This is a genomic window from Gammaproteobacteria bacterium (genome assembly GCA_037388465.1).
In the GTDB taxonomy this organism is placed as follows: Bacteria; Pseudomonadota; Gammaproteobacteria; order SpSt-1174; family SpSt-1174; genus JARRKE01.
On record JARRKE010000074.1, the window covers coordinates 1 to 11,065 of the forward strand.

Consider the following 11,065-nt stretch of genomic DNA (forward strand, 5'->3'; position numbering starts at 1 on the left):
GCTGCCCACGTTGCGCGGGTTTTCGTAGTGGTCGATGACTTTGTCGCTATAGGCCATGGGGTCCTCCGTTGTTCAGTTGGGGCGGCAGCTCAGTGCGCCACCCATTCGACGCTTTTCAGGTCGATGCCTTCTTTGTACATGTCCCACAGGGGGGAGAGTTCGCGCAGCTTGAGCACGGCGCGGCGCACGTGGTCGATGGTGTAGTCGATCTCTTCCACCGTGGTGTAGCGCCCGATGCTGAAGCGGATGGAGCTGTGCGCCAGTTCGTCGTCGCGCCCCAGGGCGCGCAGCACGTAGCTGGGCTCGAGGCTGGCCGAGGTGCAGGCCGAGCCGCTGGAGACGGCGATGTCCTTGAGCGCCATGATCAGGCTTTCCCCTTCCACGAAGTTGAAGCTGAGGTTGAGGATACCGGGCACGTGATGCTCCGGGTGGCCGTTGAGGTAGACCTCTTCGAGGTCGTTCAGCCCGGCATGCAGGCGGTTGCGCAGCATGCGGATGCGTTCGGCTTCGGTGCCCATTTCTTCGCGCGCGATGCGGAAGGCTTCGCCCATACCGACGATCTGGTGGGTGGCGAGGGTGCCGGAGCGCATGCCGCGTTCGTGGCCGCCGCCGTGCATCTGGGCTTCCAGGCGCACGCGCGGTTTGCGGCGCACGTACAGAGCGCCGATACCCTTGGGACCATAGACCTTGTGCCCGGACAGGCTCAGCAGGTCGACGTTGAGCTGGGACAGGTCGATCGGCACCTTGCCGGCGCTTTGCGCGGCGTCGACGTGGAACAGGATGCCGCGGGAACGGGTCAGTTCGCCGATGGCGGCGATGTCCTGGATGACGCCCATCTCGTTGTTGACGTGCATCACGGACACCAGCACGGTGTCCTCACGCAGCGCCGATTCCAGCGCCCCCAGGTCGACCAGTCCGTCGGGCTGAGGATCGAGGTAGGTAACCTCATAGCCTTCGCGCTCGAGCTGGCGACAGGTGTCGAGCACTGCCTTGTGTTCGGTCTTGACGGTGACCAGGTGCTTGCCCTTTTTCTGGTAGAAGTGGGCCGCCCCCTTGAGCGCCAGGTTGTCGCTCTCGGTGGCTCCGCTGGTGAATACGATCTCCTTGGCGTCGGCCCCGATCAGCGCCGCGATCTCGGCACGCGCCGCTTCCACCGCCTCCTCGGCCTTCCAGCCGAAGGCGTGGCTGCGCGAGGCCGGGTTGCCGTACTCACCCGAGCGCGTCAGGTAGCCCCACATCCGCTCCGCCACCCGTTCGTCCACCGGCGTGGTCGCCGCATAGTCCAAGTAAATCGGTAGGTTGAGGTCGTCGGTCATGCTGATTCCTTATGGCAAATCATGTTTGAAGTCGATACTCAGGCTTCGGCGTGCGCGGATTCGATAGGGATGTGCCGATTGTTCTGCGCTTCCTGACGGGCAGCAACCTCCTGAACGCCCTTGCGGGCCATCAGTTCGCCCAGGGAAATCCCGGACAGGAAATTGTAGATCTGCGCACTCAGATCCGACCACAGGTCATGCGTCAGGCACTGCTTGTGGCCCTGACAGTCGGCGGCGCCCCCGCAGCGCGTGGTATCGACGTTTTCATCCACCGCCGTAATCACCTCGGCGATGGCGATCTCGCCTGCTTCGCGGCTCAGGCTGTAGCCGCCGCCCGGTCCGCGGGTGCTCACCACCAGGCCCTTGCGGCGCAGACGGGCGAACAGCTGCTCCAGATAGGACAGCGAGATGCCCTGGCGGGAGGAAATCTCGGCCAGCGAAACGGGCCCTTTGGCACTGTGCAACGCCAAATCGAGCATCGCGGTTACGGCATAACGGCCTTTGGTTGTCAGTCGCATCCTTTTGCCCCAAAATATTGGTGATTCATCCTAACAATACTTGATCATTTTAGTCAAGTATTGTCCTCTTTGCCCTGACCTTCTCCATCGTCGTCCTCAAGCTCCGACTCGATCTTGGGAAGTCGGCTGTCATCCACCTCGACCCCCATCTTGCGCAGCGCATGCGAGGTTTCCTCCACCCGCCGGTCCAGCGCGTGAACATGGTCCAGCAGGCGGTTGAAGGCGTGCGACACCGGGTCGGGCACGTTGCGGGTCACGCCGTAGGCGTCAAAACCCAGGCGCTCGGCGAACGATTCCCGGCTCGGCGCCTCGGCGCCGGCACCGCGCACCACCCGGCCCGGAATACCGACCACGGTCGCCCCGTCCGGTACATCCTTGATCACGACGGCATTCGAGCCGATACGCGCGCCATCGCCGATGGTAATGGGCCCGAGCACCTTGGCCCCTGCCCCGATGACCACGTTCCCCACCAGGGTGGGATGACGCTTGCCCTTCTCCCAACTGGTGCCCCCCAGGGTCACGCCGTGGTACAGAGTGCAGTCGTCGCCGATCTCAGCGGTCTCGCCGATCACCACGCCCATGCCGTGATCGATAAAGAAACGGCGGCCGATGCTGGCTGCCGGATGGATTTCGATCCCGGTGTACCAGCGCGCCACATTGGCAGTGACGCGGGCCAGCCAGCGCAGCCCGGCCTCCCACAGCCAGTGGGCCAGACGGTGCATCAGCAGCGCATGGAGGCCCGGATAGGTCGTGACGACCTCGAAAACGTTCCGGGCCGCGGGGTCACGCTCGAAGACGCAGGCGATGTCTTCCTTGATGCGGGTGAACATAGGTCGTTTTATCTGGCAGCGACGGAAGGGCGGGGATTATAAGTGAGTGCGCGCAAGGCTGCAGTTCACCCTACTTCTTGTTGTGTTGAGGCAGCTTGCGGCCCTGAACCGCGGAGAGGATGCCACGCAGGATATTGACCTCGTTGCGGGTCAGCCGGGTACGGGCATACAGGCGCCGCAGCTGACGCATAAGGTGTTCGGGCGTATCCGTTTTCAGAAATCCCAGCTCGCCCAGCACGGTCTGCAGATGGTCGTAAAAGCCCTCTATGTCCTCGCTGGGCGCCAGCGGTTCGCCCAGATCCGGCACCTCCGCATCCTGTCCGGCCCCATCGAATCCCAGCGCGGCACGCCGGCACTCATAGGCCAGGATCTGCACCGCCGAGGCCAGATTCAGCGAGCTGTAGTCGGGATTGGCGGGAATCCGGGTCAGCAACTGACAGCGGTCGAGCTCCTCGTTGCTGAGGCCGGTACGCTCCCGGCCGAACAGCAGCGCCACCTCGCCTTCGGCGGCCTCGCTCACCGCCTGACCGGCCGCCGTACGGGGCTCCTGCTCGGGCCAGACCCGACTGCGCGGCCGGGCGCTGGTGCCGAGCACGAAGGTACAGCCCTCAATGGCGGCATCCAGGGAATCGCAGACCACGGCCCCGGCCAGCACGTCGTCCGCCCCGGAGGCCCGCGCCGTGGCGTCGGCATGGGGATAATGCACCGGTCGCACCAGGTACAGCCGGCCCAGCCCCATGGTTTTGAGGGCCCGGGCGGCCGCACCGATATTGCCGGGGTGGGAGGTCTCTATCAGGACCACGCGGACACGGGACAACCGTTCCGGGGACGTTTCGCTGGTGGAATTCATGGCGTCTTGTGGCTACCGAGTCTGCCCGAACGGGTGCGCATTTGGTATCCTGCGCGGCCTGATTATTCTTTTACAACGGGTTGAGGCAACAGCATGCATGCGATGTTAAACGTCGCGGTGAAAGCCGCGCGTGCGGCCGGGAATGTTATCACGCGTCATATCGACCGTGTCGACAACCTGACCATCCGGAGCAAGTCCGCCAACGATTTCGTGAGCGAGGTGGACCATCAGGCTGAGGACGCCATCATCCGCATCCTGAAACGCGCCTACCCACAGCACGCCATTCTCGCCGAGGAAAGCGGCAGCCAGGGCGACAGCGAATACACCTGGATCATCGATCCGCTCGACGGCACCACCAATTTCCTCTACGGCATTCCGCAGTTCGCCACCTCGATCGCCCTGGCGCATCGGGGGCGGATCGAACATGCCGTGATCTTCGACCCCCTCAAAAACGAACTCTTCACCGCCTCGCGCGGCGGCGGCGCCCAGTTGAACAACCGGCGCATGCGGGTCTCCCAGCGCAAGGACCTCAAGGGTGCGCTGCTCGGCACCGGCATCCCGTTCCGGGAAACCCAGAACCTGGATCACTACCTGGAGACCCTGCGCGTTCTGCTGCCAAGTACCGCGGGTGTACGGCGCGCGGGTTCCGCCGCGCTCGACCTCGCGTACGTGGCGGCCGGCCGCTTCGACGGCTTCTGGGAATACGGCCTGCACAGCTGGGATATGGCTGCCGGCGTGCTGCTGGTCCAGGAGGCCGGTGGCATGGTCGCGGAACCCGATGGCGGCGAGAATTACCTGCAAAGCGGCAATGTGGTCGCCGCCGGCCCCAAGGTCTTCAAGGCCATGCTGGAGGCGCTGAAACCCCTCTCCCGCTGAATACCGCCCGGTTTCATCCCCGTGTGACTTGTGCTATACACAGGTCAAATACTCCTATAAGTCTCATCGATGAGCCACCGGGGAGGGGGAGCACGACATGAAGCGAAGCGTCCTAGCGGTCATCATTCCACCGCTCGCCGTGTGCCGCTACGGCTGCGCCGGCTGTTGCGCGGCGCCCATAGGCGTATTCTGGCTGACGGGCATCGTAGGCATTGTTTACGGCCTGTTGGGCGGCCCACTCCAGACCGCTGGCATCAGCTGGGGTACGGTCGGACTGGGCGTCCTGCTATGGGCTATTTCTATCGTCTGGGCTCAGCTGACATTGCGCGCCGCCGATGCCGACCGCTGCCAGGACCGCAAGGTCAGCCCCTTGTGCGCGCGCATCCTGCCGCGCATGGACGAACCCGACCCACTCGATGAGGTAAAGCGCGCCCGCCAGGGATAAGCGATGCAGACAGCGTGGATACCCAACAAAAAGGCCGGAGCAAGCTCCGGCCTTTTTGTTGGCTGCAGATCAGCGGCTCAGGTCAGGGCCGGCCATCGAGATCAGCCCCCTCTTTCTTCACGGGCATGAGATCCTTCTTGCTGACCCCCATCACCAGCGCCAGCGCGCTGGCGATATAGATGGAGGAATAGGTACCGACCACGACACCGACCAGCAGCGCGAGCGCGAAATCGTGGATGACGCTGCCGCCGAGGAAGAACATCGAAACCAGCACCAGCACCACCGTCAACGAGGTGATAATGGTCCGTGACAGGGTCTGATTGATCGCCTCGTTGGTGATTTCCAGCGGCGTCCCCTTGCGGCGCCTGCGGAAGTTTTCACGCACGCGGTCGAAGACCACGATGGTGTCGTTCAATGAATAACCTATCAGGGCCAGCAGGGCCGCCAGCACCGTAAGATCGAATTCCAGATGCGTGACGGCGAACACGCCCAGCGTGATCGTCACATCGTGCACCAGCGCGACCACCGCGCCGACCGCAAAGCGATATTCGAAACGCAACGCGACATAGATCAGGATGGCGATAATGGTGTAGATCAGCGCCAGTCCGCCGTCCTCGCGCAACTCCTTGCCTACGCTCGGCCCCACGAACTCCACGCGGCGCAGCGTCAGGGTCTCATCCTTCGCCTGTTTCTGAAGGGTCTGGAACACCCGGTCGCCGATCTTGGAGCGCTCCTCATCGCGTTGCGGCGCCACGCGGATCAGCACATCCTGAGCGGTTCCGAAGTGAGTGGCCTTGGCATCCTTGAAACCCGCGTCATCCAATGCTTTGCGGATGGGATCGAGCGCGGCCGGCTTGCTGTAGCCGATCTCGATCACCGTCCCGCCGGTGAAATCGATACCGAAGTTCAGGCCGCGCACCGCGAGGGCGACGATGGACAGCAGGACGAGAGTGACTGAAATCGACATCCACAGGTAACGCTTACCCATGAAGTCGATGTGCGTGTTGATACGGAACATCGTCCTTTCTCCTTAAACCGCCAGCGACTTCACGCGCCGCCTGCCGTAGATCAGGTTGACGACCGCGCGCGTGCCCATGATGGCCGTGAACATCGAGGTGGCAATACCGATCGACAGGGTCACCGCGAACCCCTTCACCGGACCGGTACCGAAGATGAACAGGATCAGGGCCGCGATCAGCGTGGTGATATTCGAGTCGGCGATGGTGCCGAAGGCGCGCTCATAGCCGGCCTGGATACTCGCCTGCGGCGAATTGCCGTTGCGCAATTCCTCGCGTATTCGCTCGAATATGAGCACGTTGGCGTCCACCGCCATACCGATGGTCAGGGTGATACCGGCGATACCCGGCAGCGTCAGGGTCGCTTGTATCATCGACATGATGGCGACGATCAACACCAGGTTGAGCACCAGGGCGAGGTTGGCGATCAGGCCGAAGACCCGGTAATACAGGGCCATGAAGATCACCACCAGGATCAGGCCGATTACCGCGGACTTGAAGCCCTGCTCGATGTTGTCCTTGCCCAGGCTCGGTCCGACGGTACGCTCCTCGACGATCTGCATCGGGGCCGCCAGTGCGCCGGCGCGCAGCAGCAGCGCCAGGTTGCGCGCCTCGCGCGGATTGTCCAGGCCGGTGATCTGGAAGCGTTTGCTGAGCTGCTCCTGGATGCGGGCGACGTTGATGACCTCTTCCACCTTGCGGGTGGTCTTGATCAGCTTGTCGCCGACCTTTTTCACTTCCGGCTTGGTCTCGATATAGACCACCGCCATGAGCTTTTTGACGTTCTCGCGTGTGGCGCGGGAGAAGAGCCGCGCGCCCTTGCCGTCCAGGGTGATGAACACCGCCGGGGTGCCGCTCTGCTGGTCCAGACCGGACGAGGCGTCGGTGATGTAGTCACCGGTGAGCATGACGCGATTCTTGAGCAGGATCGGCTGGCCATTGCGCTCGTGATAAAGCTTGTCGCCGGGCGGGATCTCGCCGCTGCGCACCGCGTCGTAGGGGTTGGCCTGTTCGTCGACGAGGCGGAACTCCAGCGCGGCGGTCGCGCCGAGGATCTCCTTGGCGCGCGCGGTGTCCTGCACCCCGGGCAGCTGCACGACGATGCGATTGACGCCCTGCTGCTGGATCACCGGTTCGGCCACGCCCAGCTCGTTGACGCGCTTGCGCAGGGTGGTCATGTTCTGGTCCACCGCAAAGCGCTCGGTCTGCGCCTGGGCCTGCTTGCTCATGGCCGCCGTCAGCTCGAAGCCGCTATCGGTTTGCGCCGAGCTGAAAGCCAGCTCGCTGTGGTATTGCGATTGCAGCGCGTTCTCCGCGGCATCCCGGCTCTTGGCGTCGCGGAATTTCAGGACCACGCCGCGCTGCGTATCGCTGACATCGGCATAGCGGATGTTCTTTTCACGCAGGAAGCTGCGGAATTCCCCGGCGTAATTCTGGTAGGAGCGCTTGAGCACGCCCTGCATGTCCACTTCCATCAGGAAGTAAACGCCGCCGCGCAGGTCCAGACCCAGATACATGGGCTTCGCATCGAACAGCCGCAGCCACTCGGGCGTCGATGGCGCCAGGTTGACGGCCGCCACGTAGCCGTTGCCCAAAGCGGCCTTGATCACGTCCACGGCCGCCAGCTGGGTCTCGGTGTCGTTGAACCGTACCAGCAGGCTGTCGCCGCGGCGCTTGGCGCTTTTGTACTGATACCCCTGCTGCTTCAGCACGCTCTCGACGGTCTGCAGCGTGCCTTCAGTGACCTCGCTGGAGCCGCTGGGGGATACCTGAATGGCCGGGTCTTCCGGGTACAGGTTGGGTAGCGCGTAGACGGTCCCGACCACCAACACGGCCAGGATCAGCAGATACTTCCACAGGGGATATCGATTCATGTGGACCTGAGGGTGGGATTATTGTGATTTGAGGGTACCCTTGGGCAGGACCTGCGCAACGGCCTGCCGTTGAACCTTGATCTCGACGCCGGTGCCGATCTCGAGGGTCAGGAAGTTGTCGCCGACGTTGGTGATCTTGCCGACCAGGCCGCCGTTCGTCGCGATCTCGTCGCCCTTGGAAAGGCCCTCGACCATCTGCCGATGCTCTTTGGCGCGCTTCTGCTGAGGCCGAATCAGCATGAAATACATGAGCGCAAAGAAGATGACGATCATGATCAGGAAAGACAGACCGCCCCCGGCGGGGGCTTGGCCGGCGGGTGCTCCGCTCTGGGCCATCGCGTCGTGAATGAAGAAGCTCATTTTGACAGTCCTCGGCTTGTGGGCCAGCGCTTAAAGGGCCGGCATTATGACACACTCGGCACGGATTTCGAGCGCAGGCGGTAAAACTCCGCCACGAACGCATCGAGCGTGTCGGCGGCGATCGCTTCGCGCAGGCCGCGCATAAGTTCCTGATAGTAAAAAAGGTTGTGAATCGTGTTCAAACGCGCACCGAGAATCTCGCCGCACTTGTCCAGATGACGCAGATAGGCACGGGAATAATTCCGGCAGGTGTAGCAGCCACAGTGCTCGTCCAGCGGGCGCGTGTCATGCTGATAGCTGCTGTTGCGGATGCGCACCACACCCTCATGCGTGAACAGATGGCCGTTGCGGGCGTTACGGGTGGGCAGCACGCAGTCGAACATGTCCACCCCGCGCCGCACCGCCTCGACGATATCCTCCGGCTTGCCTACCCCCATCAGATAACGCGGCCGATCCTGCGGCAGCAACGGCATGGTGCTATCCAGCACCATCAGCCGCTCCGCTTCCGGCTCGCCGACCGAAAGCCCGCCGATGGCATAACCGTCGAAGCCGATGTCGACCAGACCGGCCGCCGATTCCGCACGCAGTTCGGGATACATGCCGCCCTGCACGATACCGAACAGGGCTGCAGGATTGTCGCCATGCGCCGCCTTGGAACGCGCCGCCCAACGCAACGACAGGGACATCGAGTCGCGGGCCTGCTGTTCGGTCGCCGGATAAGGCGTGCACTCGTCGAAGATCATCACGATGTCCGAGCCCAGCTCCCGCTGAACCTGCATGGACGACTCCGGGGTAAGCGTCACCGGACTGCCGTCCACGGGGGACTGGAACTTCACCCCCTGTTCCGAAATGCGCCGCATCTCGGCCAGGCTGAAGACCTGGAAGCCGCCGGAATCGGTCAGGATCGGGCCTTCCCAGTGCATGAAGTCGTGCAGGTCGCCGTGCAGGCGGATGATCTCCGTACCGGGGCGCAGCATGAGATGAAAGGTGTTGCCGAGAATAATCTGCGCGCCCAGCCCGGTGAGCTCCTCCGGCGTCATGGCCTTCACCGTGCCGTAGGTACCCACCGGCATAAAGGCCGGCGTCTCCACCACGCCGCGCGGAAAATTCAGACGACCGCGACGCGCCAGGCCGTCCCGGTGCAACAGTTCGAATTCCATTAGCCGTTTTCCGTTCGCATCGGATCATTCATTCTCGACCGGCCTTTCACCGCCTGGCCAGAAACATGGCGTCGCCATAACTGAAAAAGCGGTACCGTTCAGCGACCGCATGGCGATAAGCGGCCATGACATGCTCGTAACCACCGAAGGCACTGACCAGCATGAGCAGGGTCGACTGCGGCAGGTGAAAATTGGTCAGCAGCGCATCCACCACGTGGAATTCATATCCGGGTGTGATGAACAGCCGCGTGTCCCCCTCGAAGGGTGCCAGCGCACCATTTTGCGCGGCACTTTCCAGGCTGCGCATCGTGGTGGTACCCACGGCGATCACCCGGCCGCCGCGCTGCCGGCAGGCGGTGATCTGGTCCACGACGGTCTGCCCGACGCTGATGTACTCGGCATGCATGCGGTGCTCATGGATATTTTCCACCCGCACCGGTTGGAAGGTGCCGGCCCCCACGTGCAGCGTCACGTAGCCGAACTCGACGCCCTGCTCGCGCAGCGTGTCCAGCATGGCCTGGTCGAAATGCAGGCCCGCGGTCGGCGCGGCCACCGCCCCGGCATGCCGCGCATACACGGTCTGGTAGCGCTCGCGGTCCTCGTCCGCATCCGGCCGGGTGATGTACGGCGGCAGGGGCATGTGCCCGTGGCGTTCAAGCATCGTCACCACATCCTCGTCGGTGACGAACTCGAGACGAAACAGATCCTCGTCGCGTCCCAACACGCGCGCCTGGATGGCATCCTCGAGCAGCAGCATCGCACCCGGGCGCGGCGCCTTGCTGGCCCGCACATGCGCCAGCACCTCACGCCCCGGCAGCAGACACAACAGCCGGCTGGCGCCCCGCACCTCGGGCGGGTGCTGGGCGATCAGTTCCGGCGGGAGTTCGTAATCGAAGTCGGCAAGCTGCATGGCGGGCGATGTTAGCATCGGCCGATCGACAATGGTTGCCTCTTTGGTCAGTTGCATTAAACTGTGCCCCTTCCGCGCCGGGATGGCGGAACTGGTAGACGCGCCGGACTCAAAATCCGGTGGTGGTGACACCGTGCGAGTTCGATTCTCGCTCCCGGCACCAAAGATTCCCTTTCGTTCATGAACGCATCTTGAGCAGGCGGCTTTGTGCCACCTGGCCGGCGGCTGTGCGTGTCCAACGCAGGCGGCAGGTTAAACCTGCCGTCCCACTTTTTTGCCTGAGATAACCAAAGCGCGGCGACTGTTCAGGCGCCCTTTGCCGCCTCCGGACGCATGTGGGGGAACAGCAGCACGTCCCTGATGGACGGGGAATCGGTAAACAGCATCACCAGACGGTCGATGCCGATGCCCTCTCCCGCCGTCGGCGGCATGCCGTGCTCCAGGGCGCGGATGTAGTCGGCGTCGAAGTGCATGGCCTCCTCGTCGCCCGCCTCCTTCTCCTGCACCTGGCGCTGGAAACGCTCAGCCTGGTCCTCGTAGTCGTTCAACTCCGAGAAGCCATTGGCGATCTCGCGCCCGCCGACGAAGAATTCGAAGCGGTCGGTGACGAACGGATCCTGGTCGTTGCGTCGCGCCAGCGGCGAGACCTCGGTGGGATAGTCCGTGATGAAGGTCGGGTCCTTGAGGCGGTGCTCGACGGTCTTTTCGAATATCTCGATCTGCACCTTGCCGAGCCCGTAGCTGTCCTTGAGCGGAATACCGAGTTTCCCGGCCACCTTGCGCGCCGCATCGAGCGTGTCGATATCGCTGACACTGAGGTCCGGATTGAAATGCAGGATCGAATCCCGCACGCTCATGCGCGCGAACGGCTTGCCGAAGTCGTAGGTTTCACCCTGATACGGCACCTGCG

Annotated in this window: 12 protein-coding genes and 1 tRNA gene; 3 read left to right on the top strand and 10 right to left on the bottom strand. The window is 63.3% G+C overall.

Annotated features, from left to right (window positions below):
* Positions 1–89: 89 nt before the first annotated feature.
* From P8Y64_11840 to P8Y64_11855, 4 genes are all read right to left on the bottom strand, one after another.
* Entirely contained in the window at positions 90–1,316 is a 1,227-nt protein-coding gene (locus tag P8Y64_11840; GenBank protein ID MEJ2061155.1) for an IscS subfamily cysteine desulfurase, read from the bottom strand.
* 38 nt (positions 1,317–1,354) lie between these two features.
* Entirely contained in the window at positions 1,355–1,834 is a 480-nt protein-coding gene (gene iscR, locus P8Y64_11845; GenBank protein MEJ2061156.1) for a Fe-S cluster assembly transcriptional regulator IscR, read from the bottom strand.
* 53 nt (positions 1,835–1,887) lie between these two features.
* The gene (gene cysE / locus P8Y64_11850; GenBank protein MEJ2061157.1) at positions 1,888–2,664 is read right to left on the bottom strand and encodes a serine O-acetyltransferase; all 777 of its coding nucleotides are present in this window, start codon (positions 2,662–2,664) and stop codon (positions 1,888–1,890) included.
* Positions 2,665–2,734: 70 nt separating this feature from the next.
* Positions 2,735–3,514, bottom strand: a complete 780-nt coding sequence (locus P8Y64_11855; protein ID MEJ2061158.1) for an RNA methyltransferase — start codon at positions 3,512–3,514, stop codon at positions 2,735–2,737.
* Between the two features lie 93 nt (positions 3,515–3,607).
* On the opposite strand from P8Y64_11855, the gene P8Y64_11860 reads away from it, so the two are divergent.
* Positions 3,608–4,390 (top strand): inositol monophosphatase family protein, encoded by a 783-nt coding sequence (locus tag P8Y64_11860; protein MEJ2061159.1) that lies wholly within the window; start codon positions 3,608–3,610, stop codon positions 4,388–4,390.
* A gap of 97 nt (positions 4,391–4,487) precedes the next feature.
* Positions 4,488–4,835 carry a hypothetical protein gene (locus P8Y64_11865; protein ID MEJ2061160.1) on the top strand — a complete coding sequence of 116 codons (348 nt, stop codon included), beginning with the start codon at positions 4,488–4,490 and terminating at the stop codon, positions 4,833–4,835.
* A gap of 82 nt (positions 4,836–4,917) precedes the next feature.
* On the opposite strand, the gene secF is transcribed toward P8Y64_11865, so the two are convergent.
* Genes secF through queA form a run of 5 tightly spaced genes read right to left on the bottom strand, consistent with a single transcriptional unit; the run spans position 4,918 to position 10,155 of the window.
* Positions 4,918–5,853 carry a protein translocase subunit SecF gene (gene secF / locus P8Y64_11870; protein ID MEJ2061161.1) on the bottom strand — a complete coding sequence of 312 codons (936 nt, stop codon included), beginning with the start codon at positions 5,851–5,853 and terminating at the stop codon, positions 4,918–4,920.
* Between the two features lie 12 nt (positions 5,854–5,865).
* Positions 5,866–7,725: a protein translocase subunit SecD gene (secD, locus tag P8Y64_11875; protein MEJ2061162.1), complete on the bottom strand. Its 1,860-nt coding sequence runs from the start codon at positions 7,723–7,725 to the stop codon at positions 5,866–5,868.
* Positions 7,726–7,743: 18 nt separating this feature from the next.
* Positions 7,744–8,085: a preprotein translocase subunit YajC gene (yajC, locus tag P8Y64_11880; GenBank protein MEJ2061163.1), complete on the bottom strand. Its 342-nt coding sequence runs from the start codon at positions 8,083–8,085 to the stop codon at positions 7,744–7,746.
* A gap of 44 nt (positions 8,086–8,129) precedes the next feature.
* On the bottom strand, positions 8,130–9,245 hold the full coding sequence (gene tgt, locus P8Y64_11885; protein MEJ2061164.1) for a tRNA guanosine(34) transglycosylase Tgt: 1,116 nt from the start codon (positions 9,243–9,245) through the stop codon (positions 8,130–8,132).
* Positions 9,246–9,291: 46 nt separating this feature from the next.
* The gene (queA, locus tag P8Y64_11890; GenBank protein ID MEJ2061165.1) at positions 9,292–10,155 is read right to left on the bottom strand and encodes a tRNA preQ1(34) S-adenosylmethionine ribosyltransferase-isomerase QueA; all 864 of its coding nucleotides are present in this window, start codon (positions 10,153–10,155) and stop codon (positions 9,292–9,294) included.
* A gap of 76 nt (positions 10,156–10,231) precedes the next feature.
* Between queA and P8Y64_11895 the strand changes: the two genes are divergently transcribed.
* Positions 10,232–10,318: transfer RNA gene (locus P8Y64_11895), tRNA-Leu, on the top strand.
* 142 nt (positions 10,319–10,460) lie between these two features.
* Here the strand turns inward: P8Y64_11895 and P8Y64_11900 are convergent.
* On the bottom strand, positions 10,461–11,065 hold a 605-nt coding region (locus tag P8Y64_11900; GenBank protein MEJ2061166.1), incomplete at its 5' end, for a lysine--tRNA ligase.

Bases quoted from the DNA above. Each gene is read 5' to 3' on its own strand.
- P8Y64_11840 (MEJ2061155.1), bottom strand. From the start codon at position 1,316: ATGACCGACGACCTCAACCTACCGATTTACTTGGACTATGCGGCGACC.
- iscR (MEJ2061156.1), bottom strand. From the start codon at position 1,834: ATGCGACTGACAACCAAAGGCCGTTATGCCGTAACCGCGATGCTCGAT.
- cysE (MEJ2061157.1), bottom strand. From the start codon at position 2,664: ATGTTCACCCGCATCAAGGAAGACATCGCCTGCGTCTTCGAGCGTGAC.
- P8Y64_11855 (MEJ2061158.1), bottom strand. From the start codon at position 3,514: ATGAATTCCACCAGCGAAACGTCCCCGGAACGGTTGTCCCGTGTCCGC.
- P8Y64_11860 (MEJ2061159.1), top strand. From the start codon at position 3,608: ATGCATGCGATGTTAAACGTCGCGGTGAAAGCCGCGCGTGCGGCCGGG.
- P8Y64_11865 (MEJ2061160.1), top strand. From the start codon at position 4,488: ATGAAGCGAAGCGTCCTAGCGGTCATCATTCCACCGCTCGCCGTGTGC.
- secF (MEJ2061161.1), bottom strand. From the start codon at position 5,853: ATGTTCCGTATCAACACGCACATCGACTTCATGGGTAAGCGTTACCTG.
- secD (MEJ2061162.1), bottom strand. From the start codon at position 7,725: ATGAATCGATATCCCCTGTGGAAGTATCTGCTGATCCTGGCCGTGTTG.
- yajC (MEJ2061163.1), bottom strand. From the start codon at position 8,085: ATGAGCTTCTTCATTCACGACGCGATGGCCCAGAGCGGAGCACCCGCC.
- tgt (MEJ2061164.1), bottom strand. From the start codon at position 9,245: ATGGAATTCGAACTGTTGCACCGGGACGGCCTGGCGCGTCGCGGTCGT.
- queA (MEJ2061165.1), bottom strand. From the start codon at position 10,155: ATGCAGCTTGCCGACTTCGATTACGAACTCCCGCCGGAACTGATCGCC.